Source organism: Rhodoferax sp. SPJ21, assembly GCF_058216335.1.
In genome coordinates this window covers 1,510,323-1,533,621 of sequence record NZ_JBYZMO010000001.1, presented here as the reverse complement: position 1 = coordinate 1,533,621, position 23,299 = coordinate 1,510,323, and the positions used below count along the sequence as shown (strand labels likewise).

The 23,299-nt window shown below is 61.4% G+C and carries 19 protein-coding genes; all 19 read left to right on the top strand.

Translation table 11 applies throughout. The features are described from left to right. The first annotated feature begins 152 nt into the window (after positions 1 to 152). The 19 genes from AC4BBN_RS07005 to AC4BBN_RS06915 all read left to right on the top strand — a co-directional run bounded on the left by AC4BBN_RS07005 (position 153) and on the right by AC4BBN_RS06915 (position 23,263). Positions 153 to 6,209, top strand: coding sequence for a tetratricopeptide repeat protein (locus AC4BBN_RS07005; protein WP_490591220.1), 6,057 nt, complete (start codon positions 153 to 155; stop codon positions 6,207 to 6,209). Next, on the top strand, positions 6,206 to 6,976 hold the full coding sequence (rfbF, locus tag AC4BBN_RS07000) for a glucose-1-phosphate cytidylyltransferase (RefSeq protein ID WP_490591219.1): 771 nt from the start codon (positions 6,206 to 6,208) through the stop codon (positions 6,974 to 6,976). The genes AC4BBN_RS07005 and rfbF overlap by 4 nt, the downstream gene beginning before the upstream one ends. Continuing rightward, positions 6,976 to 8,031, top strand: coding sequence for a CDP-glucose 4,6-dehydratase (gene rfbG, locus AC4BBN_RS06995; RefSeq protein WP_490591218.1), 1,056 nt, complete (start codon positions 6,976 to 6,978; stop codon positions 8,029 to 8,031). Before rfbF ends, rfbG begins: the two co-directional genes overlap by 1 nt. A gap of 84 nt (positions 8,032 to 8,115) precedes the next feature. Next, on the top strand, positions 8,116 to 8,685 hold the full coding sequence (locus AC4BBN_RS06990) for a dTDP-4-dehydrorhamnose 3,5-epimerase family protein (protein ID WP_490591217.1): 570 nt from the start codon (positions 8,116 to 8,118) through the stop codon (positions 8,683 to 8,685). Beyond that, positions 8,682 to 9,911 (top strand): methyltransferase domain-containing protein, encoded by a 1,230-nt coding sequence (locus AC4BBN_RS06985; RefSeq protein ID WP_490591216.1) that lies wholly within the window; start codon positions 8,682 to 8,684, stop codon positions 9,909 to 9,911. The genes AC4BBN_RS06990 and AC4BBN_RS06985 overlap by 4 nt, the downstream gene beginning before the upstream one ends. After that, on the top strand, positions 9,908 to 10,813 hold the full coding sequence (locus AC4BBN_RS06980; RefSeq protein WP_490591215.1) for an NAD-dependent epimerase/dehydratase family protein: 906 nt from the start codon (positions 9,908 to 9,910) through the stop codon (positions 10,811 to 10,813). Before AC4BBN_RS06985 ends, AC4BBN_RS06980 begins: the two co-directional genes overlap by 4 nt. Then, positions 10,810 to 11,559 (top strand): class I SAM-dependent methyltransferase, encoded by a 750-nt coding sequence (locus AC4BBN_RS06975; RefSeq protein ID WP_490591214.1) that lies wholly within the window; start codon positions 10,810 to 10,812, stop codon positions 11,557 to 11,559. Before AC4BBN_RS06980 ends, AC4BBN_RS06975 begins: the two co-directional genes overlap by 4 nt. Before the next feature lie 30 nt (positions 11,560 to 11,589). Further along, a complete protein-coding gene (locus AC4BBN_RS06970; protein ID WP_490591213.1) occupies positions 11,590 to 12,369 on the top strand; it encodes a cephalosporin hydroxylase family protein in 780 nt (259 codons plus the stop codon). A 6-nt stretch (positions 12,370 to 12,375) separates the two neighbouring features. Then, on the top strand, positions 12,376 to 14,034 hold the full coding sequence (locus AC4BBN_RS06965) for an O-linked N-acetylglucosamine transferase, SPINDLY family protein (protein ID WP_490591212.1): 1,659 nt from the start codon (positions 12,376 to 12,378) through the stop codon (positions 14,032 to 14,034). Beyond that, the gene (locus tag AC4BBN_RS06960) at positions 14,027 to 15,685 is read left to right on the top strand and encodes an O-linked N-acetylglucosamine transferase, SPINDLY family protein (RefSeq protein ID WP_490591211.1); all 1,659 of its coding nucleotides are present in this window, start codon (positions 14,027 to 14,029) and stop codon (positions 15,683 to 15,685) included. Before AC4BBN_RS06965 ends, AC4BBN_RS06960 begins: the two co-directional genes overlap by 8 nt. Positions 15,686 to 15,763: 78 nt before the next feature. Beyond that, positions 15,764 to 16,900: a DegT/DnrJ/EryC1/StrS family aminotransferase gene (locus tag AC4BBN_RS06955; RefSeq protein WP_490591210.1), complete on the top strand. Its 1,137-nt coding sequence runs from the start codon at positions 15,764 to 15,766 to the stop codon at positions 16,898 to 16,900. A gap of 28 nt (positions 16,901 to 16,928) precedes the next feature. Then, a complete protein-coding gene (locus tag AC4BBN_RS06950; protein ID WP_490591209.1) occupies positions 16,929 to 17,153 on the top strand; it encodes an acyl carrier protein in 225 nt (74 codons plus the stop codon). A 5-nt stretch (positions 17,154 to 17,158) separates the two neighbouring features. Beyond that, positions 17,159 to 18,196, top strand: a complete 1,038-nt coding sequence (locus tag AC4BBN_RS06945) for a ketoacyl-ACP synthase III (RefSeq protein ID WP_490591208.1) — start codon at positions 17,159 to 17,161, stop codon at positions 18,194 to 18,196. After that, positions 18,193 to 18,936 carry an SDR family NAD(P)-dependent oxidoreductase gene (locus AC4BBN_RS06940; protein ID WP_490591207.1) on the top strand — a complete coding sequence of 248 codons (744 nt, stop codon included), beginning with the start codon at positions 18,193 to 18,195 and terminating at the stop codon, positions 18,934 to 18,936. Before AC4BBN_RS06945 ends, AC4BBN_RS06940 begins: the two co-directional genes overlap by 4 nt. 5 nt (positions 18,937 to 18,941) lie before the next feature. Further along, positions 18,942 to 19,691, top strand: coding sequence for an SDR family NAD(P)-dependent oxidoreductase (locus tag AC4BBN_RS06935; protein WP_490591206.1), 750 nt, complete (start codon positions 18,942 to 18,944; stop codon positions 19,689 to 19,691). Positions 19,692 to 19,696: 5 nt separating this feature from the next. Beyond that, positions 19,697 to 20,326, top strand: a complete 630-nt coding sequence (locus AC4BBN_RS06930) for a NeuD/PglB/VioB family sugar acetyltransferase (protein ID WP_490591205.1) — start codon at positions 19,697 to 19,699, stop codon at positions 20,324 to 20,326. Continuing rightward, entirely contained in the window at positions 20,326 to 21,441 is a 1,116-nt protein-coding gene (locus AC4BBN_RS06925) for an aromatic ring-hydroxylating oxygenase subunit alpha (protein ID WP_490591204.1), read from the top strand. Before AC4BBN_RS06930 ends, AC4BBN_RS06925 begins: the two co-directional genes overlap by 1 nt. Next, positions 21,438 to 22,115 carry an LbetaH domain-containing protein gene (locus AC4BBN_RS06920; RefSeq protein WP_490591203.1) on the top strand — a complete coding sequence of 226 codons (678 nt, stop codon included), beginning with the start codon at positions 21,438 to 21,440 and terminating at the stop codon, positions 22,113 to 22,115. Before AC4BBN_RS06925 ends, AC4BBN_RS06920 begins: the two co-directional genes overlap by 4 nt. After that, on the top strand, positions 22,112 to 23,263 hold the full coding sequence (locus tag AC4BBN_RS06915; RefSeq protein ID WP_490591202.1) for an aromatic ring-hydroxylating oxygenase subunit alpha: 1,152 nt from the start codon (positions 22,112 to 22,114) through the stop codon (positions 23,261 to 23,263). The genes AC4BBN_RS06920 and AC4BBN_RS06915 overlap by 4 nt, the downstream gene beginning before the upstream one ends. Positions 23,264 to 23,299 lie beyond the last annotated feature (36 nt).

Here is a 23,299-nt window from a genome sequence, read left to right as displayed (position 1 = left end):
ACCCTGTGTGTAAATGTATCGGATTTAAATGTGTTTGCACGGGGAGAAGGGCCCCAAAACGACGTCAAATCGGCCTTTGCCTCCGCTTGGTGCTGGTTATTCTTCCAGGGTACGAATATCCCATAGGCCCTGCGCCCCAGGGCGGCACGACCATGATTGACGCGACCACCGACAAAGCCCACCCGACGCGCGCGGATTCTCCCGTGGCGGAGGGCTTGCTGGCGCAGGCCATGGATGCGCACCGTCGCATGGACTACGCAGAGGCCGAAACGGCTTACCGCGCCTTTCTGCAAGATGAGCCTTTGAATGCCGATGCAAACCACAATCTGGGTGTATTGCTGGCCATACAGCTGCTGCGGCCGATGGAGGCCTTGCCGTATTTCGAGGCTGCGCTGAATGAGGACGCTACCAGCACGCAGTTCTGGTTCAGCTACATCGATGGCCTGATCCGCTGCGAATATTTCGACATGGTGCGCCAGGTTTTACCGCTGGCGCAGGCCCAGGGCTTATCGCGGGCGATGTTCAATGCGCTGTCCGAGCGCCTGCCCGTGCAGGCGGCCTACGAAGGCGAGACGCCGCATGTGTCGCGGGAGCCCACTCCGGCCGAACAAAAAGCCCTGGTGGTCTACTTCCAGCAAAAAAGCTATGTGCAGGGCGAGGCCTATGCCCGAGGGCTGGTGGAGCGCTGCCCCGAAAGCGGATTTGCCTGGAAAGCCCTGGGGGCCATGTTGCAGCCGCAAGGCAAGAAGGAAGAGGCCCTGGAGGTCAAGAAGCGCGCCGTGCAGCTGCTGCCAAACGATGCCGAGGGCCTTTGCAACCTGGGCCGCGCGCATTTCGAGCTGGGGCAGATTCCCGAGTCCATCGCCGTGTTTCGTGCCACCGTGGCAGTCAAACCCGATTACGCCGAGGCCTTTAACAACCTGGGCCTGGCCTTCAATGCGAACGGCCAGATCCACGAAGCGCACGCCTGTTTTGAGCGGGCTGTTGCCTTGCAACCGGACTTTGCCGAGGCCTATAACAACCTGAGCGGTATTTTCAATGCCCACGGACGGGTGGATGAAGCCATGGACGCCCTGCAGCATGCGCTGGCCTCCAAACCAGACCACCGCGTCGCGTTTGACAACCTGCTATTCGTCGCCAACTACCACCCGGACAAGACGGCGGAGGCCATCTATGAGATCTACGCGGACTTCGAGAGGCGCTTTGGAGCCCCGCACCGTGGCGAGTGGCAAGCCCACAACAACCCGCCGGCTGCCGGGCGGCGGCTAAAGGTTGGCTATGTCTCACCCGACTTCAAGAACCACGCCTGCACCTTCTTCATGGAGCCCTTGCTGGCGCACCACGACCCCAGCGTGGTGGATGTGTACGCCTACGCCGAACTCACCCAGGAAGACGGCTCCACCCAGCGTTACAAACGGTATGTCGAGCACTGGGTCCCCACGCGGGGGATGAGCGACGCGGCCTTGGCTGCGCGTATCCGTGCCGATGGCATTGACATACTGGTCGATCTGGCCGGCCACACCGCCGGCAACCGCCTGGGGGTATTTGCCCGCAAGCCGGCCCCGGTCTCCATGAGCTGGATGGGGTATGGCTACACCACCGGCCTGAAAGCCATCGACTACTACCTGACCGACGCCACCAGCGCGCCTGAGGGTTGCGAACACCTGTTTTCAGAAAAGCCCTGGCGCCTGCCCGGCAGCTATACCGCCTACCGCCCCGCCACTACCACCGGCGAGCCCAGCACCCTGCCGGCGCTGGCGCGCGGCTACATCACCCTGGGCACCCTGACCCGGGGAGTACGCATCAACCACCGCACCATCCGCGTCTGGTCGGCCATCTTGCAGCGCCTGCCCACGGCCCATATTGTCATCGACAGCAGCTCCTTCACAGACGCCAGCGTGCAGCAAGCTGCCGTGGAGAAATTTGTAGCGCATGGCATAGAGCCAGAGCGGCTGCACATCGGCTACCACAGCCCACCCTGGGACGTGCTGCGTGGCATCGACATCGGGCTCGACTGCTTCCCGCACAACTCGGGCACGACGCTGTTCGAAACTCTGTACATGGGCCTACCCTTCGTCACCCTGGCAGGCCGCCCTAGCGTGGGCCGCATCGGCAGCGCCATTCTGGAAGGCATAGGCCACCCGGAATGGATAGCCCGGACGGAAGACGAGTACGTGGACAAAGTGGTGGCGCTGGCGGCAGACCTGCCGGCACTGGCACACCAGCGGGCCACATTGCGCCAACAGATGCGAGATAGCCGGCTGATGGACGAAGTGGGCTTTGCACGCAATGTAGAGCAGGCCTATGCTCAAATGTTTGACCTTTGGGAGGCCGCACCCAAGGGCATTCACGCGCAAGTGCCCAAAGTTTTGGGCGATCTGCCCAGCATGGACGACATGAAGTTGTTGACCTCGTTCTTCGAGTCCCGCGACTTTGATGCTGGTATTCGTGCTGCACAGACCATGGTGAATGACTACCCTGGTCATGGCTTTGGCTGGAAGGCGCTGGGGGCATTGCTGCAAGTCGCAGGGCGCGCAGAGGAGGCCCTGGACGCCAAGCGGCAGGCGGCCAAGCTGCTGCCACAGGATGCCGAGGCCGCATGCAACCTGGGCCATTCGCTACAGGACTTAGAGCGCTACTCCGAGGCCGAGGTGGCGCTGAAGCGAGCGTTGCAGCTCAAGCCCGCGTATGCCGAAGCTTTCAACAATCTGGCGATAACGTACCAAAAAATGGGGCGACTGGACGACTCGGAAGTTAATTTCCGCGCGGCATTGGCGCTCACTCCTCAGTACAAGTCCATTTTTGGCAACCTCTTGTTCACCCTCAACTATCACGCGGACCACACAGCTGAGCGGGTATACGAGAGCTATCAGGACTATGAGCGCCGATTCGGTGCGTCGCAGCGTGCGGCTTGGTTGCCCCATACGAACGACCGTGCGCCAGGGCGCCGCTTGAAGGTGGGTTATGTGTCGCCCGACTTTCGCAACCATTCGTGCACGTTCTTCTTGGAGCCGCTACTTGCCCACCATGACAAGGATCGGGTTGAGGTCACGGCCTATGCCGACCTGGCGCGAGAGGACGAGGCCAGCCAACGCTACCAAACCTATGTGGACCACTGGGTGCTGACGCGCAATATGTCGGACGCGGCTTTGGCCGAGCGTATCCGCTCCGACGGCATCGACATCCTGGTGGACCTCGCTGGACATACGGTGGGTAATCGGCTGGGAGTATTTGCCTACAAACCAGCGCCCATTTCTCTTAGCTGGATGGGTTACGGCTACACCACGGGCCTACGTGCCATTGATTACTACCTGACTGACGCCACGAGCGTCCCGGTGGGAAGCGAGCACTTGTTTTCTGAAGAACCATGGCGCTTGCCGGGTTGTTATACGGCTTACCGCCCTGGCGCCAGCATGGGCGAGGTGAATGTCTTGCCGGCGCTCGAGCGTGGCTACGTCACCTTGGGGACGTTGACGCGCGGCGTGCGGGTGAACCACCGAACCATCCGCGTCTGGGCGCGCATTCTGCAGCGGTTGCCTGCAGCTCATATCGTCATAGATAGCCGTTCATTTGGCGACAGCGTGGTGCGCGAGGCTGCGGTGCAGAAATTCATTGCGCATGGTATTGAGCGTGAAAGGCTGCATATTGGCTATAACAGCCCACCCTGGGACGTGCTGCGTGGTATCGACATTGGGCTGGATTGTTTCCCGCACAACTCGGGCACGACCTTGTTTGAAACTCTGTACATGGGCCTGCCGTACGTGACCCTGGCCGACCGGCCCAGCGTAGGTCGCATCGGCAGTGCCATTCTGCAAGGTCTGGGTCGCCCGGAATGGATTGCCCAGACCGAAGATGCATATATTGAGAAAGTAGTGGCGCTTGCCGGCGATTTGCCGGCTTTGGCCCGGTTGCGCGCCACGCTGCGTGCAGAGATGCAATCTAGTCCATTGATGGATGAAGTCGGCTTCGCTCGCCAGGTCGAGCAAGCGTATGCGCAAATGTTTGCGCGCTGGACGGCCGATGTCGAACCGGGCACCTTGGAAGCGACGCCGCCTGTGGCGACCATGGAGGCTCTGGTGCAGAGCTTCAATGCGGGGCAATGGGCGCAAGGTGTACAGGCTGCCCAGGCTTTGGTGGTCAGGTATCCAAGGCACGGTTACAGCTGGAAGTTATTGGGTTCTTTGCTGCAAAAACAGGAGCGTTTGAAGGAGGCCTTGCAGGCTAAGCAGCGCGCCGTACAGCTGTTGCCAGATGATACGGAGGCCTTGTTCAACTTGGCGCGGGCCTACGAGCAACAAGGTTTGATGCAGCAGGCTGAACAGTACTACCGCCAAGTAATCGCGTTGCAGCCTGATGATGCCGAAGCCCTGCACAACTTGGGCAATGCCTTGTCCAGCCAAGGCCGTCGTGCCGAAGCCATTGCGTGCTATCGCGAGGCCTTGTGCGTGAAGCCTGACTTTGCACTTGCCCATACCGGGCTGGGTAATTTGCTGCAGGACGCGGGTAACTTTGTCGAGGCGGAGTCTGTATGGCGCAGCCTGCGACTCTTGACGCCGGACGATGTGCAGGTTTCGCTGCAGCTGAGCCGCACCTTGCAGCGCCAAGGCCGGCGAGCCGAGGCGGAGGCATGCATACGGGGGGCCGTCACGGTCAGCGAGGGCGACTACGAAAGTTATTTCCACCGAGGTAATTTCCTGGGTGAATTGGGCCTGCAAGCCCAGGCCGAGGCGGATTACCGCAGGGCTTTGGAGATTGAGCCCAGTGCGGTACCGGTCATGAGCAACTTGGGCGCCAGCTTGAAGGAGCAAGGGCGTTTGACCGAGTCAGAGCAATGCCTCGCCCGGGCGGTAGCGTTGGACCGCAGTTTTATGCCTGCGTGGTCGAACTATGCGGTTGCCCTTCTGATGCAGGGGCGGTTGGCGGAATCCATTACCAGCTTTTACCGTGCATTGGAGTTGTGCGACTACGCTGCGCCGGTGTACTCCAGCATGCTTTTTGCCCTGAATTACGACCCGGACAAGACAGCGGAGGCCATCTATGAGATCTACGCGGACTTCGAGAGGCGCTTTGGAGCCCCGCACCGTGGCGAGTGGCAAGCCCACAACAACCCGCCGGCTGCCGGGCGGCGGCTAAAGGTTGGCTATGTCTCACCCGACTTCAAGAACCACGCCTGCACCTTCTTCATGGAGCCCTTGCTGGCGCACCACGACCCCAGCGTGGTGGATGTGTACGCCTACGCCGAACTCACCCAGGAAGACGGCTCCACCCAGCGTTACAAACGGTATGTCGAGCACTGGGTCCCCACGCGGGGGATGAGCGACGCGGCCTTGGCTGCGCGTATCCGTGCCGATGGCATTGACATACTGGTCGATCTGGCCGGCCACACCGCCGGCAACCGCCTGGGGGTATTTGCCCGCAAGCCGGCCCCGGTCTCCATGAGCTGGATGGGGTATGGCTACACCACCGGCCTGAAAGCCATCGACTACTACCTGACCGACGCCACCAGCGCGCCTGAGGGTTGCGAACACCTGTTTTCAGAAAAGCCCTGGCGCCTGCCCGGCAGCTATACCGCCTACCGCCCCGCCACTACCACCGGCGAGCCCAGCACCCTGCCGGCGCTGGCGCGCGGCTACATCACCCTGGGCACCCTGACCCGGGGAGTACGCATCAACCACCGCACCATCCGCGTCTGGTCGGCCATCTTGCAGCGCCTGCCCACGGCCCATATTGTCATCGACAGCAGCTCCTTCACAGACGCCAGCGTGCAGCAAGCTGCCGTGGAGAAATTTGTAGCGCATGGCATAGAGCCAGAGCGGCTGCACATCGGCTACCACAGCCCACCCTGGGACGTGCTGCGTGGCATCGACATCGGGCTCGACTGCTTCCCGCACAACTCGGGCACGACGCTGTTCGAAACTCTGTACATGGGCCTACCCTTCGTCACCCTGGCAGGCCGCCCTAGCGTGGGCCGCATCGGCAGCGCCATTCTGGAAGGCATAGGCCACCCGGAATGGATAGCCCGGACGGAAGACGAGTACGTGGACAAAGTGGTGGCGCTGGCGGCGGACCTGCCGGCACTGGCACACCAGCGGGCCACATTGCGCCAACAGATGCGAGATAGCCGGCTGATGGACGAAGTGGGCTTTGCACGCAATGTAGAGCAGGCCTATGCTCAAATGTTCCAGCGCTGGGAGAGGAGAGACCTATGAAAGCAGTGATATTGGCCGGCGGCCTGGGTACCCGGATTTCCGAGGAAACCCATCTCCGCCCCAAGCCCATGATTGAAATCGGCGGCAAGCCCATCCTGTGGCACATCCTGAAGATGTACTCGGCCCATGGCGTGAACGACTTCGTGATCTGCTGCGGCTACAAGGGCTACATCATCAAGGAGTACTTCGCCAACTACTTTCTGCACATGTCCGACGTGACCTTTGACATGGCGCAGAACCGTATGGAAGTGCACCACAAACATGCCGAGCCCTGGAAGGTCACCCTGGTGGACACCGGCGACGACTCCATGACCGGCGGTCGCCTCAAGCGCGTGGCCGACTACGTGGAAAACGAGCCGGCCTTCTGCTTCACCTATGGCGACGGCGTGTCTGACGTGGACATCAGCGCCAGCATCGCCTTCCACCAGCAACACGGCAAGCTGGCCACAGTGACTGCCGTGCAGCCCCCGGGCCGCTATGGCGCGCTGCGCATGGAGGGCGACGTGGTGCAGGGCTTCACCGAAAAGCCGCGCGGCGATGGGGGGCTGATCAACGGCGGCTTCTTCGTGCTTTCGCCCCGGGTGCTGGACCGCATCGCCGGCGACAGCACCAGCTGGGAGGCCGAGCCGCTGGCCGGTCTGGCCCAGGAAGGCCAGCTACGTGCCTACGAGCACACAGGCTTTTGGCAGCCCATGGATACCCTGCGTGAAAAGAACCTGCTGGAAGAACTCTGGTCCTCCGGTAAAGCCCCCTGGAAGCGCTGGTAATGGCAGTCTGGCAAGACACCCCGGTATTCCTCACCGGCCACACCGGCTTCAAAGGCGGCTGGCTGGCCCTGGCCTTGCACGCCATGGGCGCCAAGGTCCACGGCTATGCGCTGGACCCGAACACCACGCCCAGCCTGTTCGAGGTGGCGCGGGTTGCGGATGCCCTGGCCAGCGACACCCGGGCCGACCTGGCCGACCGGACTGCGCTGCAGGCGGCCCTGGCCGCAGCCCAGCCCACGGTGGTGTTCCACCTGGCAGCCCAGCCTCTGGTGCGCGCCAGCTATGCCGACCCCTTGGGCACTTTTGCCACCAATGTGATGGGCACGGCGCATCTGCTGGAGGCTGTGCGCCAGGTACCCAGCGTGCGAGCGGTGGTGGTGGTGACCACCGACAAGGTCTACGACAACCGCGAATGGGTCTACCCCTACCGCGAGGCCGATGCGCTCGGCGGCCACGACCCCTACAGCGCCAGCAAGGGCGCGGCCGAGATCGTCGCCGCCAGCTACCGTGCCAGCTTTTTCCACGGCGCAGATGCGGCACAGATCGCCACCGCGCGCGCCGGCAATGTGATTGGCGGCGGCGACTGGGCGGCAGACCGTCTGGTGCCGGACTGCCTGCAGGCCTTTGCCGCCGGCCAGCCGGTACAGCTGCGCTACCCCGGCGCGGTACGCCCCTGGCAGCATGTGCTGGAGCCCTTGTCCGGCTATGTGCGCCTGGCCGAACACCTGTTGGCGCGTGCGCCGCAGGCCGCCAGTGCATGGAACTTCGGCCCCGACGCGCGCGGCGACGCCAGTGTGGGCCAACTGGCCCAGCGTCTGGCCAGCCTGTGGGGGCAGGGCGCCCGCGTGGACATGCCCAATGGCGAGGCCCACCCCCACGAGGCCGGCCTGCTGCGCCTGGACATCACCCGCGCCCGCGCCCAGCTGGACTGGCAGCCGCGCTGGAGCCTGGACCAGGCGCTGGCGCACACCGTGGCCTGGCACCGCGCCTGGCGTGCGGGTGAAGACATGGCCCAGCTCTGCCGCAGCCAGATGGAGGCCTATGGCCCGCTGTAACCCGGTTGCTCTTTTATTGATAGCTGCTTGCGCAGGTAATGCCTGCGCTACAGGCCTTTTTTATTTAAAGAAAGTGGCGCAATCATGAGCCGCTTTGAATTGCAAGCCACCCCGTTGTCCGGCCTGTGGGTGGTGCAGCGCCAGCGCCTGGGCGATGCCCGGGGTTTTCTGTCGCGCCTGTTCTGTGCCGACGAGCTTGCTGCCGCTGGCTGGGTCGGTGCCATTGCCCAAATCAACCACACCCAGACGGTCGAGCCCGCCACCGTGCGGGGCATGCACTTCCAGCACCCGCCGCATGCCGAGATGAAGCTGGTCAGCTGCATACGCGGCGCGGTGTGGGACGTGGCGGTGGACCTGCGGCCCGACTCGCCCACCTATCTACGCTGGCATGCAGAGACGCTGTCGGCCAGCAACCAGCGCGCGCTGTTGATACCGCCCGGCTTTGCCCACGGCTTCCAGGCGCTGGAGGCCGATGTGGAAATGCTGTACTGCCATTCCCAGGCCTACGCACCGCAGAGCGAGGCGGGCCTGCACCCGCAGGACCCGCGCCTGGCGATTGCCTGGCCGCTGCCGGTGCGAGGCCTGTCTGCCCGTGACACTAGCCATCCAACTCTGGCGGCGATGGGCGATGATTTTGAAGGAGTCCGTTTGTGAAATGCCGCCACTGTGGGGCCTTGCTGAGCCTGCCTTTTCTGGACCTGGGCAGCGCGCCGCCCAGCAACGCCTATCTGACCGCAAAGACGCTGAACGCGCCCGAGGTCTGGTACCCGCTGCGGGTGCTGGTCTGCCAGCACTGCTGGCTGGTGCAAACCGAGGACCACGCCGGGCGCGAAGCCTTGTTCACCGCCGACTACGCCTACTTCAGCAGCATCTCCAGCTCCTGGCTGGCCCATGCCCAGGCCTATGTGGCCGAGATGCAGCAGCGCTTCGCGCTCGGCGCGCAGAGCCGGGTGGTCGAGGTGGCCTGCAACGACGGTTATCTGCTGCAGTACGTGCAGGCCGCCGGCGTGCCCTGCTATGGCATCGAGCCCACGGCCAGTACGGCGGCGGCCGCCAAGGCCAAGGGGATTGCGGTGGTAGAGCGTTTCTTCGGCGTGGCGCTGGCGCAGGAGCTGGTGGCCCAGGGCCAGCAGGCCGACCTGACCGCCGCCAACAATGTGCTGGCCCATGTGCCTGACATCAACGACTTCGTGGCTGGCTTTGCCGCGCTGCTCAAGCCTCAGGGCGTGGCGACCTTCGAGTTTCCGCATGTGCAGCAGATGGTGCAGCAGTGCCAGTTCGACACCGCCTACCACGAGCACTATTCCTATTTGTCGCTCACCGCCGTGCAGCGCATCTTTGCCGCCAACGGCTTGCAGGTGTTCGACGTGCAAGAGCTGCCCACCCACGGCGGCAGCCTGCGTGTATTTGCCCAGCGCGCCGACACCGGCACCCAGCCCGTGGCGCCGGCCGTGCAGCAGGTGCTGCTGGGCGAAGAAGCAGCCGGCATGCGCACCCCTGATTTCTATAGCCAATTTGGCGCCCAGAGCAGGCGTATCGCGCGTGAGCTGCTCTCATTTTTAGTAAGCGCCGCACATGCGGGCACCAGCATCGCCGCCTATGGCGCTGCCGCCAAGGGCAACACCCTGCTGAACTTTGCCGGCGTGCGCCCGCACCTGCTGCCCTATGTGGTGGACCGGGCGCCGGCCAAGCAGGGCAAGTACATGCCGGGCAGCCGCATCCCCATCGTGGACGAAGCCTATCTGCGCGCCCAGCAGCCGCGCTATGTGCTCATCCTGCCGTGGAACCTGCAGGCCGAGGTGATGGAACAGCTGGCCTATATCCGCGACTGGGGTGGCCGCTTCGTCACCGCCGTGCCGGGGCTGGTCGTGTGGCCGTGAAGGTACTGCTCACCGGCGCCAGCGGCTACCTGGGCCGATACGTGCTGGCCCAGCTGCGCGCGCAAGGCTGCGATGTGGCCGTGCTGGGCCGCAGCCTGCCGCCGGGCTGTGAGGACGTGCCCCTGGTGCACTGCGATCTACTGGACGGCGCGAACCTGGCCGAAGCCGTGCAGACCGCCGGCGCCAGCCATTTGATGCACCTGGCCTGGACCACCGAATACGGCAAGTACTGGACATCCCCGCTCAACTTCCGCTGGGCCGAAGCCACGCTGCGCCTGCTGCAGGCTTTTTGCGATGCCGGCGGCCAGCATGTGGCGATCGCTGGCAGCTGCGCCGAATATGACTGGGCCGCAGGCTATCTGCGCGAAGACGTGTCGCCCTACGCCCCCGCCACCCTGTACGGCGTGGCCAAGGATGCCACCCGGCGCATGGCCGCCGCCCTGTGTGCGGCACGTGGTGTCAGCATGGCTTGGGGCCATATCTTTTTCCCGTTCGGGCCGGGCGAGGCGCCGCAGCGCATGCTGCCTTCGCTGGTGCGGGTGTTCCGTGGCGAAGCCGCGCCCTTCGGCGTCAATGTAGCGGCCTACCGGGGCATGCTGCCGGTGCCGGACGCCGCTGCTGCGCTGGCCACGCTGCTGCTGCAGGGCTGCAACGGTAACTTCAATATCTGTTCCGGCGAGCCCAGCCGTATTCGCGACGTGGTTGCGACCCTGGCCAGCCTGTGCGGCGCCGACCCAGCCCCCGTGCTGGCCCTGGCCACGGCCCGCCCCGGCGACCCGCCCATGCTGGTGGGCGACAGCACCCGCCTGCGCGCCACCGGCTGGCGACCTCAACTGACACTGAAGCAAGGCCTGGCCGCCATGGTGGCACCCACTTTTACGATGAACGGAACACGGATATGACCGCTAACCACCTGACTGGTATGTTTTGGGGGGCTACCAACCATGCTGAATTTTTGCTCGGTATCCAGCACAGCGTGAACCAGCTGGATGCCCAAGTGGGTATTTATGCCGGGGACCAGTTGTTCACCTTCAACCGCAACCTGAGCTTTCTGGAAGACGAGCCCTTCATGCGTGCCGTGGCGAAGAACGTGCAGGATGAGGTGGAGAGGGCTATTGTCTGGCGCACCTCCATCCTGCTGTGGGGCGTGCGCAACGGCCTGAAGCTGGAGGGCGACTTCGTCGAGGGTGGCTGTTACAAAGGTACCAGCGTGCGCGTGGTCTGCGACACGGTCGACTTCGCCCACTGCGACAAGCGTTACTACCTGTATGACCTGTTTGAACATGCCCCGGGTATGGCCCACCACGCCATGCCAGACCATGGCAACCAGCTGTACCAGGCGGTGGTAGACCGGTTTGCCGACATGCCCAACGTGGTGGTCACCCAGGGCGCGGTGCCCGCAGTGCTGCACCAGGTGGCGCCCGAGAAAATTGCCTTTATGCACCTGGACATGAACAACGCAGCGGCCGAGGTGGGCGCGCTGGAGGTCCTGTTTGACCGCATGGTGCCCGGTGCCCTGCTGGTGCTGGACGATTACGGCTGGGCCGTCTACCGCGACCAGAAGCTGGCCGAAGACGCCTGGCTGGCCCGGCGTGGCTACCAGGTGATGGAACTGCCCACCGGCCAGGGCCTGGTCATCAAACGCTAGATATTTACGACATTGGACAAGGAGCAACCCATGACCCCAGAACAACTATTCGCCGCCGAACGCCAGGAACGCCTGGCCGCCTACGCCCAGGACACGGCTTTCAAAGACCTGTCTCGCCAATGGCTGCAGGCCTCCATGGACAAGAAGTATGTGTACAACTTCGACTGGCTGGGCCGCCCCATCATCCAGTACCCGCAGGACATGGTGGGCATCCAGGAGCTGGTGTGGCAGGTACGCCCGGACCTGATTATTGAAACCGGCATCGCCCACGGCGGCTCGCTGGTGCTGAGCGCGTCTTTGCTGGCCATGCTGGACATGTGCGACGCCATCGAGAGCGGCAGCACCATCGACCCGCGCAAGTCTGCTCGCAAGGTGATTGGTATCGACATCGACATCCGCCCGCACAACCGCGCCGCCATCGAGGCCCACCCCATGGCCAGCCGTATCCAGATGGTGCAGGGCTCGTCCGTTGCGCCGGACGTGGTGGCCCAGGTGCATGCAGCCGCCCAGGGTTACAAGAAGGTGCTGGTGTTCCTGGACTCCATGCACACCCACGACCACGTGCTGGGCGAGCTGGACGCATACGCGCCCCTGGTCACGCCGGGCAGTTATTGCGTGGTGTTCGACACCTTTGTGGAAGACATGCCGCCCAATTTCTTCCTGAACCGCCCCTGGGACGTGGGCAACAACCCCAAGACTGCCAGCCGCCAGTGGTTGAAAAGCCACCCCGAATTCGCTGTGGATAGCGCGTCCGAGTCGCGGCTGATGGTGACCGTGGCCCCCGAAGGCTTTTTGAAACGCAGCCTGTAAATCAACATGGCGAAAAAACCACCGCCGTCGGATGACGAGAAGGCTATCCACCACCATTTGATAGAGGCAGAGTCCTGGGAGCTGATCAAGGACCCCACCCGAGCTGTTGTCGAGTACATGCACGTGCTGGCTATTGACCCCCAGCACGTGGATGCGTGGCTCCGCTTGGGCCATATTTTTGTGCTGGGGCTGGAGTGGCAAAAGGCGATCCAGGCCTTCGAAGCTGCACTGCAAATACAGCCAGGGCAGGTGACCGCCCAGAAGTTACTGGCCTTGTCTTACTTCAACCTGGGGCAGCGGGGGCGAGGCAGGGGCTTGATCGAAGATGCGGCCCGGCGCGCGCAAGATGCGTCGGTATGGGTGTTGCGTGCCTGGATTGTCAGCAGCATCGATAAAAGTCCTGCCAACACCTTGGCGGTGTACCAAGACTGGGGGCGCCGCTTCGCCGACCCCCTGACGCGCCAGGCCAAGCCCTTTTCGCCAAGGGACCTCAGTCCGCAGCGCAAGCTGAAGATTGGCTACGTTACGGCAGACTTCAAAGAGCATTCGATTGCGTTTTTCATGCAGCCGGTCTTGCAGCACCATGATGCCCAGCAGGTTGAGGTGCATGTGTATTCCAATGGCGATCCAGACTACCTGACAGCCACCATCCAGCAGTGGGTGCCACACTGGAACGACGTGCGATCGCTGTCTGATAGTGATCTGTGTCAGCGCATCCGTTCCGACCAGATCGACGTGTTGGTGGACTTGTCCGGTCATACCAGCGGCAACCGATTGATGGTGTTCGCCCAACGTGCAGCTCCGGTGCAAGTTACTTGGCTCGGTTATATGAACACCTTGGGCATGAAGGGAATGGACTACCGTTTGACCGATTGGGGGGCAGATCCTGCTGGCAACGAGGCGTTTTACACAGAAAAACTGTTTCGCTTGGAGTGCATGGCCAGTTACGTGCCACCCGCGTATGCGCCGCTGGCAGAGTCCATGCCGATGGTGCGCAATGGGTATCCCACGCTGATTTCGTTGAACAACTCGTTCAAAATTACCGATGCGATGCTGGGTGTGTGGGCGCGTATCTTGAATGCCCGTAGTGACGCGCATTTGATCATTATGGTCAAGGAGGTCACGCCCGAAGCTGCCCAGGACAACATGCAGCAGCGTGTGCATGACGCGGGTCTGCCCCTGGAGCGGGTATCGGTCATGCCGCAGATAGCTTTGTCCCGGTTCATGGAGTTGGCCTATGTGGCCGACCTAGCCTTGGACACCTCTCCTGTTTCTGGTGGGACCACCACCATGCATGCGCTGTGGATGGGCTTGCCCGTCGTGGCCCTGGACGCCGAGCGTGCCATTGACTCGTCCAGCGCCAGGACTTTGCTTGGACTGGGCCTGGCAGAGTGCGTGGCGGCAGATGAAGACGCCTACGTGCTTACCGTCCTGGATCTGCTGGAAAACCCCGAGCGCCTGGACCAGTTGCGTGCCCGTACCCGTCCAGCGCTCCAGTCCAGCGTGTTGATGGATTACCGGGCCCGTACCACGGAGCTGGAGGCCGCATACCGCTTCATGTGGATCAACTATCTGCTGAAAACCCCACAGTACTTGCACGTTGGCCATGATCTGGCCGCAGCCCTAGCCGACGCAGACCAGAAAGTTTTGACGCGCCATGCCTGACGAAACGATGGCGATTATTGACTCCACAGCCGCAGTGCAGAGTGCTTTGCTGGCGGGCGAGGCCTGCGAGGCGAAACAGGATTACCCGCGCGCCATCCTGTATTACATGGAGGCTCTGTCGGTCAACCCAAAGCATGTGGATGCCTGGTGCCGCCTGGGGCGTATCTTCATGTTGGGCCCTGATTGGACCCGTGCCATCGAAGCGTTGGAAACGGCCTTGCAGCTCAGCCCAGGTCTGCCGTATGCGCAGAAGTTTCTGGCCCTGTCCCATTTCAACCTGGGCCACCGCGAGCAGGCGTTGGCTTTGATAGAAGACGCGGCCCGCCGCAGCCACGAATCGAATATTTGGGTGTTGCGTGCATGGATACGCAGCAATATTGACAAAGACCCTGCCCGTACTCTGGCTGCCTTTCAGGATTGGGGGCGACGCTTCGCCGACCCGTTGACCCGCAAGGCCGTGCCGTTTCGCAAGCAGGATCGTCGCCCGGGTAAAAAGCTGCGCGTTGGGTATGTGACGGCCGATTTCCGGGTGCATTCCATCGCATTCTTCATGCAGCCGGTATTGCGCCACCACAATCCAGAGCAAGTGGATATTTATGTGTATTCGGGCGGTAAGTCTGACTACATCACCGAGGCTATGCGGAAAGACGTGCCGTATTGGTTCGACATGGCGGGCATGCCCGATGACGTGCTGTACCAGATGATCCGTTCGCACGAGATCGATGTGCTGGTGGACTTGTCTGGCCATACTGCAGAAAACCGTTTGTTGGTGTTTGCCCGCCGGGCCGCGCCGGTGCAAGTCACCTGGTTGGGCTACATGAACACCTTGGGCATGAAGGGCATGGACTACCGGTTGACCGATTGGAGTGCGGACCCTGCCGGCAGCGAGGCGTTCTATACCGAAAAGCTGTTTCGCCTGGAATGCATGGCCAGTTATGTGCCTCCTGAGTACGCGCCGCTGCGGGATCAATTGCCCATGGAGGCGAATGGTTACCCGACCTTGATTTCTTTGAATAACTCTTTCAAGATCACCGACGTCATGCTGCGGGTGTGGGCTCGTATATTGGTGCATCGAACCGATGCCCGGCTCATCATCATGGTGAAAGAGTCCACTCCCGAAGCAGCCCGGTCAGCCATGCAACAGCGTGTGGAGGACGCCGGCTTGCCCGTGGAGCGGGTGTCTGTAGTGCCTCAGTTGCCGTTGGCACAGTTCATGGAACTCGGGTTTATGGCCGACGTGGCCCTGGACACTTCGCCGGTTTCTGGCGGGACAACGACCTTGCACGCATTGTGGATGGGCTTGCCCGTGGCCGCCCTGGACGCTGAGCGGGCTATCGATTCCTCCAGCGCCCGGATTTTGGCTGGCGTTGGTCTGGGTGAGTTGGTGGCTACAGGAGGCGAGGATGCGTATGTACAGCTCGTTGTAGAGTTGCTGCAAAACCCTCAGCGCCTAGCGCACTACCGTGCGACCAACCGTGCGGTCTTACAGGCCAGTGTGCTGATGGACTATGCCGCGCGCACGGCCGAGGTGGAGGCCGCTTTCCGTTTGATGTGGCTGAACTACTTGGACAAGGCTCCGCGCTACTTGGACGTCGCCTGCGATGTGGCACAGGCTGTACACGCCGCAGAGGGTTTTCAGGCGGGTAAGTAGGGGGTTATTTCGGCCGTTTCAGCCGTTCTCAGCGTGTAGACTGGGCACATGCATTTAGATACCCCTGTTCCTCTGTTGGTGCCGGATTTGCCTAGCCCGCAAGAGCTGATGCCGTATCTGGAGCGCATGCATGCGTCCAAGGTTTATTCAAATTTCGGCCCTCTGGTGCGAGAGTTGGAGCAGCAGTTGGTTCAGCGCTTCCAGGTGGGCAACCCTCAGGCGACAGCTGTAACAGTCAGCAGTGCCACATTGGGGTTGGAGTTGGCCTTGGTTGCCTTGGCATTGCCACCGGGCGCAAGGGTGCTTGTGCCCGCATTGACGTTTGTGGCAACAGCCACAGCCGTGGCCCGTGCGGGTTACGTGCCTGTGCTCGGCGATATTGACCCCGAAAGCTGGCTGCTCACCCCCCGTATTGCCATGCAAATGCGCCAGCACCTTGCTTTTGATGCCGTGATTCCTGTGGCTACATTTGGTGCGCCACACGATATGCAAGGCTGGGAAGAGTTTGAGCGATCTACGGGCTTGCCCGTGATCGTGGATGCGGCCAGTGCGTTTGGCAGCCAGTGGCTGCAGGGCTGCAATGGCACCTTGGTTTTTAGCTTGCATGCTACGAAGTCCTTGCCGGCCGGAGAGGGTGGAATCGTGGTCTCCACCCGTGAGGGCTTAGTGGACAAGGTTCGGCAAATGTCTAACTTTGGAATCAATTTAAAGCCTGGCGCGAGGGTGCCCACAGGAGTTTTGGCCAGCTTGGGTACCAACGCAAAAATGAGCGAGTACCACGCGGCAGTGGGTCTTGCATCCCTGGCCCGGTGGGATGCTTGCGCTCGGCGCCGGCGCGAGTTGTACCGTTGCTTGCGTACCGCGCTTGATGATGCCACCGACGGTGCTCTGCGTTGGCAGGCAACCCCCTCGGACGGCATTGCTGCGCCGGTACTGATGTGTACCCGTATGCCCCATGCTGCTGATCGGCAGCGCCTGGAGCGCCTATGCCAGAAATTGAAGATCATGACGCGACGCTGGTACCAGCCTTTGCTCGGTGAGATCCGTGGTACGGCTGCGCGCTGGGAGTCCGCTCCCACACCACACGCCAATGGGATTGCCCGTGATTTGATCGGGTTGCCTTTTTTTCTGTCTATGTCGCCGTTGCAGCAGGATGCTGTGCGCTCGGCTGTGGTCTCCGCTTTGTCCCCCGAGAGGGTGAAGTCTGTAGTTTGATTTTTGATTTTTAAGGGATTGATTGCTTATGAGCACCGTGAATGCATTCGTGGAGAAATTTCTGGAAGCCGTCGATTTTCAAGACGCAGTGGCTGTGACTGGTGATACCCCGTTGGCCAGCTTGCCCGAATGGGATTCTTTGGCTGCCTTGGGGGTGATCGTGATGTGCGATATGGAGTACGGCAAGACCATCACTGGCGGTGACTTGAAAACTTGCGTGACGGTGGCTGACATCTACGCACTGCTGGGCTGAAGAAGATGGGCACGTCCACTCTGCACCATGTCCGCTACGCCGGAATGGCTTCGTGCGTGCCCCGCACGGTGCTGTCCAACGTGCAAGACTGCCCGCCCGCCATGCTCTCCGACCGCGAACGACTGGTGCGCAACATCGGCATCCACCAGCGGCGCATGTGCTTTGAATGGCAGTGCTTTTCGGACCTGGCGTTTGAGGCTGCCAACGTCTTGCTGGCCGATTTGGGCTGGGTGCGTGAAGATGTCGATGCGGTTATTGTGGTCACCCAGTCGCCCGACTACCTGATTCCGGCCACCGCCATCATCTTGCAAGACCGGCTGCGCCTGCCCAAGAGCAGCATTGCTTTCGATGTGAACCTGGGCTGCTCGGGCTACACCTACGGGCTGCAGATTCTGGGCAGCCTGATTGCCTCGGGAGCGGTGAAAAAAGGCCTGCTGATGGTGGGCGACAAGTCGGCCACCGTGGTGGACCCGCTGTTTTCCGACGCGGGTACCGTCACCGCGCTGGAATATGTGCAAGATGCTCCGCCCATGTACTTCGACATGAACAGCGACGGCAGCGGCTACAAGGCCATCATGCTGCCCGTGGGCGGCCACCGCGAGCCTTACGGCGTGGAGCACACCACGCCCAAGCGCGATGAGTTCGGTGTGCTGCGCTGGCTGGACGATCTGGTGCTGGACGGCCCGGCCGTGCTGAGCTTCTCTACCCAGCAAATTCCCCCGGCGGTGCGCAAGCTGATGGAGTTCAGCCAGATGGCCGATACCGAGATCGACTACTTTCTGTTCCACCAAGCTAACAAGCTCATCAACGAAACCATCCGAAAAAAGCTGGGTTTGCCTGTCGACAAAGTGCCGTCTACCTTGGCCGAGTTTGGCAACACCAGCGGCGCCTCGATTCCCGTCACCATGACCTCCCGACTGCGCGAGGCCTTGCTGGGCGGACGCAAACGGCTGCTGATGTCCGGCTTTGGCATCGGCCTGTCCTGGGGCTCCTGCATTGTGGATATAGAAGGGGCCAAGTTCCCGGAGATGGTGGAGCTGTGAGTTCGGCTTTCAGTCTGCAGGGCAAGACGGTGCTGGTCACCGGGGCCTCGTCTGGCATTGGCCGAGCCACGGCGGTGCTGTGCGCAGGCATGGGGGCGGCCGTGTTGCTGACCGGGCGCGACCCTGCTCGCCTGCAAGCCACGCTGGACAGCCTGCCCGGCGCAGGCCATGGGCTTCACCTGGCCGACCTGACCGATGAAGCCGCCCGCAATGCCCTAGTTGACAACTTGCCGGTGCTTGATGGTTGTGTTTTTTGCGCGGGGGCCGTCGAATTGGTCCCAGCCAGGATGGTGTCCGAAAAGCACCTGAATGACATGATGCAAATCAACTTTACGGTGCCGGTCCTGCTGACCCAGCGTTTGCTAGCGAGCAAACACATTCGTGATGGTGCTTCGCTGGTGTACGTTACGGCGGTGGCTGAGCGCATCGCCCCTGTGGCCACTAGCATGTACTCTGCTGCCAAAGCCGCGTTGACCGCCTATGTGCGCACCTTGGCGCTGGAGCATGCCAAGCGGCGTATCCGCGCCAACTGTGTATCGCCTGGGTACGTGGCCACCCCCATGCTGACCACGCTTGCCAGTAATGCCGACATGCAAGACAAATTGAACCTGACCCCTCTGGGCACGATCGAGCCTAGCGATGTGGCTAACGGCATTGGCTATCTGTTAGCCCCGGCCAGCCGCTGGGTGACCCGCAGTTCGCTGCTAATTGATGGCGGCCTGTCGCTTCCCATGCGCTGAAGCTGATGCACACGATTTCCCTCCCCCCCAACCCTTTTCGGCTGGATGGCAAGAAGGTCATGGTGACTGGTGCCTCCAGCGGCATAGGGCAGGCGATTGCCGTGCACTGTGCCCAGGCCGGTGCCCAATTGGTTTTGAACGGCCGCGATACCGCCCGCCTGGAGGCGGTACATGCATCCTTGGAGGGCTCTGGCCACCGCTGTCTGACCGCCGACCTGACCGATGCCGCCCAACTGCATGCCCTGGTGGATGCCGCAGGTGCGGTGGATAGCGTGGTGCACAGCGCGGGTGTCGACGGTGTGGCTCCTATGCGCATGCTCAACGCAAAAATGCTGGACCGGGTGATGCAGACCAATTACTACGCGCCCATGCTGCTCACACAACGCCAGTTGGCCCGACAGTTGATTCGCCCAGGTGGCTCGGTGCTACTGCTGGCGTCCATCGCAGCTTTGACCGGCAAGGTCGGTGTCGGCCCTTACTCGGGTTCCAAAAGTGCCTTGATCGGCAGCATGCGTTGCCTCGCGCTGGAGGTGGCCAAGCGCGGTATCCGTGTCAATGCACTCTGCCCTGGGCTGGTGGAAACACCTCTGCTGAACATGCACCGCGACCTTCTGGAAAACGCCGACAAAGCCTACCCCTTGGGGCTGGGCCAGCCTGAAGATATTGCCCATGCTGCTATCTACTTCCTCAGCGATGCCAGCCGTAAAGTCACTGGCACGACGTTCAGCCTGGATGGCGGTATTCCTTTTACCTGAACCGTATGCAAGACATTCTGGTGGTTAACGCGGGTGGCTTTGGTCGCAACATGGCGGCGGTGGCTCGGGCTGAACACAGGCATGGTGTGGAATGGACTGTGCGTGGCTTTCTGGACAACCGTAGCCATCTGGCGGTGCCCCCCGACTTGCCCATTCTGGGTGATCCATTCACCTACGTGTGCCAGCCGGAGCAACTGTTTGTGTGCGCACTGGGCGATCCGCAGACGCGCCGCCATTTTGCTGCCCCGCTGCTAGACCAGGGGGCGGAGTTCATGTGCCTGATTCCCTCCATCCACCGCTCCGAACGCGTGCAAATAGGTCGGGGTTGCTTGTTTGAGCACAACGTCTCTCTGGGGCCGGACGTCGTGCTGGGCGACTTTGTCATCATGCTGTCCACCTGCATCATCGGCTATGACGTACGGATTGGTGCCTATAGCACGGTGGGCAGTTTTGTATTCATGGGTGGCGGCGTGCAGATCGGCGAAAACGTGGTTGTGCATCCACACGCCACCATCTTGCCGGGTGTCAAAGTGGGCGATGGCGCAGTGATTGGCGCGGGCAGCGTAGTTGTGGGGAACGTGCCTGCTGGTACTACGGTTTTTGGCAATCCGGCTAAGCGTTTTGAATTTAAGTAATGCAATCCCAACTCACGCCTGCGCATTATCTGGATGACAGCATTTTTGCGCTCGAGCAAGAGCGCATATTTCGAAAGCTGTGGATTTTTGTTGGGCTGCAAGGACTGCTCAGTGAGCCGGATGCGTACCTGACCCGCACGATCGGAGGCATACCGCTGGTGGTGCAAAACTGTGCGGGTGTACTCAAAGCTTTTGTCAACCAATGTGCGCACCGCCAGATGCCTCTCATGTTTGAGGCCTATGGCCAGGGACGGCTGGCCTGCAAATACCATGGTTGGGTGTATGACGCGGAGGGGGCGGTGAAGACCATTCCCCATGCCGATAGCCTCTACCAATACCCAGACGCTGTACGCGCAGGTTTATGCTTGAAGCAGTTTGCGGTGCAGACGGTTGGGCAATTGGTGTTTGTGAATCTGGACGATACGCCTTTGCCCATTACCGATCAGTTCAGTCCATCCTTGCTGGCGCAACTGGAGGGCATTTCAGTCCACTTTTCGCCCCAGGTGATCCATGCGACCATGCCGGTCCGCTACAACTGGAAGCTGAATTTTGAAAACGTGCTCGACTCCAACCACGTGGCCTATGTGCACCCCAGCACTTTTCGCCCGCTGTTAGACAAGCGCCCGCCGTTGGTATCTGCGCCAGCGCCGGATGCCTCCGCGCTGGCGGAGACCCGCTTGGTGGACTTGAGTTTTTCTTCGCATATGCCCATGGCGATCGCGCCCATGCCTTGGCATGCCTTGGTGGATCGTTATGTGGACACCGCACCAGCCGATAGTTATTACAACTTCTTCCTCTATCCAAACGTCAACTTCATTTCGGTGGGCGGCTTGGTATTTTTGGTTCAGCAATTTAACCCCCTGGCGCCCGACTGCACTGAAGTTGCGTTCCATTTGATGACGGCACAAGAGCAGCAGCGAATTCCCGCGTTGCCCGCAATTTTGTGGGGACACCTCAAGGGAGAGACTCGGGTATTTGAAGAGGACCGCGCATTGCTAGAGGAGCTGCAATCTCACATGCATGCGGGTGGTGCCCGGGCTGAGCATGGTGCGTACGAAGCGCTTCTACAGCGGGTTGCAGCTGTGTATTTGCGGTTGATGGGAGATGCGGCATGAGCGAGGTTCAGCTTCCGTTGTACCTGCTGGGCTGTGGTTCTGCGTTCGAGGCGATCCAGGGCGCGTGGGGTGAGATTGCGCCTGGGCGTGATTTTCACTGCTTAGCCCTGACCAACACCGACGAGATTGCCCAAGATGCGGTCGGCATGTTGCGTGGTGTTGACCCAGCCCTGGTGCGGGTTTTTGTAGCCGTAGACCAGAACGCCCTGAACTTTGCTCGTTTAGACCTTTACCGCCAAGTTCGCCTCCTTGGTTTCAGGGGGGACTCACTGGTGCACCCCCGTGCGGCTCTTGCGCCAGGTGTCAAACTGGGGGAGAACTGTTGGATAGCCGCTGCGGCAGTGCTGTCTGGCGGCGTACGCTTGGGCAACAATAGTTTTGTGGGGGCTGCGGCACGCTTGGATGCCAACGTACACATCGCTGCCCATGCGTGGATTGGGGCAGGGGCATCTGTCGGGTTGGGTGCCAGTGTGGGAAGCCACACTGTGTTGGGAGCCGATGTGCACGTGGCTGCAAATGTCCGCATTGGTAGATATTGCGTAGTGGATGTGCCCGGCGCTTATCGCAGCGCGTGTGCGGACGGTACTTTTGTAGATGCTTTATTTCCTTTGCCCGTGCGCATGTACGGGAGCCCCAGCAAGCTATTGGCCAAAGATGCAGGGGCCGCCCCATGAAGTCACGCATGTCTGCTGAGGCCTACCAGTCCGAAGCGTGGTTCCTGCACGAGCGCGAACTGTTGTTTAAGCCGCTGTGGCAGTTTGTGGGGCTGAGGTCGATGCTTGCCCAGCACAATGCTTACATCACCCGTACCGTGTGGGGCGTATCCGTGGTTGTACAGAACTTTCAGGGGGAGCTGCGGGCCTTTGAAAACCTGTGTCTGCACCGCCAAAACCCATTGCAAATTGCGCCGCAAGGTGTGCGCCCCTTGGTCTGCAGTTACCACGGCTGGGGGTATGGGGTGGATGGGGGCGTGTCCAATATTCCTTTCGAGGCTGAGGTCTACCGCTACCCTGCAGAAGAGCGCCAGTGTTTGAGGCTACGGCGGTTTGCGCTGGAGGAGGTGGGCGGGCTGGTGTTCATTAACCTGTCCGACGCTCCGTTGCCCCTGACCGATCAGTTCAGCCCGGATCTGCTGGACTCATTGCGCGGGGTTTCGCTGGCGTTTGATGGCGAGGTGTTGCAAGCTACGTTCCAGACCAAGATGAACTGGAAGCTCGTATACGAAAACCTGCGTGACAGCCACCACCCGCGCTACGTACATGCCCAGTCTTTGTACCAAAAAGTGAAGTTTCCGGTGGTGCTGGACGAGCAAGGTGTTGCCGCGTCGCAGCGCTTGCGCCAACAGGGCGTGCAAAGCCGTGAAGAGGCCTTGTCGCTGTTGCGTAGCTTTAGCAATGGCGGGCCGGATGCGCCGATGGAAGAATTGGTGCCTTACCCCTGGCATGACAAGGTAGAGCGCTATGGAGACAAGGACTGGTATTACAACTGGCTGGTATTTCCCAATTTGCATATCGCCTCTGGCTCGGGTGGCTACTCCTTCATCATTGAGCACCATGTGCCAGTATCTGCTGGTCGCACGGATGTGGTGGTGCATTACGTGACAGCTAAGAAGAAGTCCAAGTATGCGGTGTCTGCGGCGGTGTTGTTGGCCCATCTGCAGGGGGCTGAAACCGTGCTGCGCGAAGATTTTGAGGTCATGGAGCGTATCCAGGCCGGACTGCATGCGCAGGCCCCTACCGCCGTACTGGGGGATTTTGAGTCGGCCAACCAAACCATTGAGCATTGGTATCTGGACCTGATGGGAGCGCGCTTTGCCTTGTAAATATGTGGTGGGTGCAGGCCCTGAGTTGGACTGGGC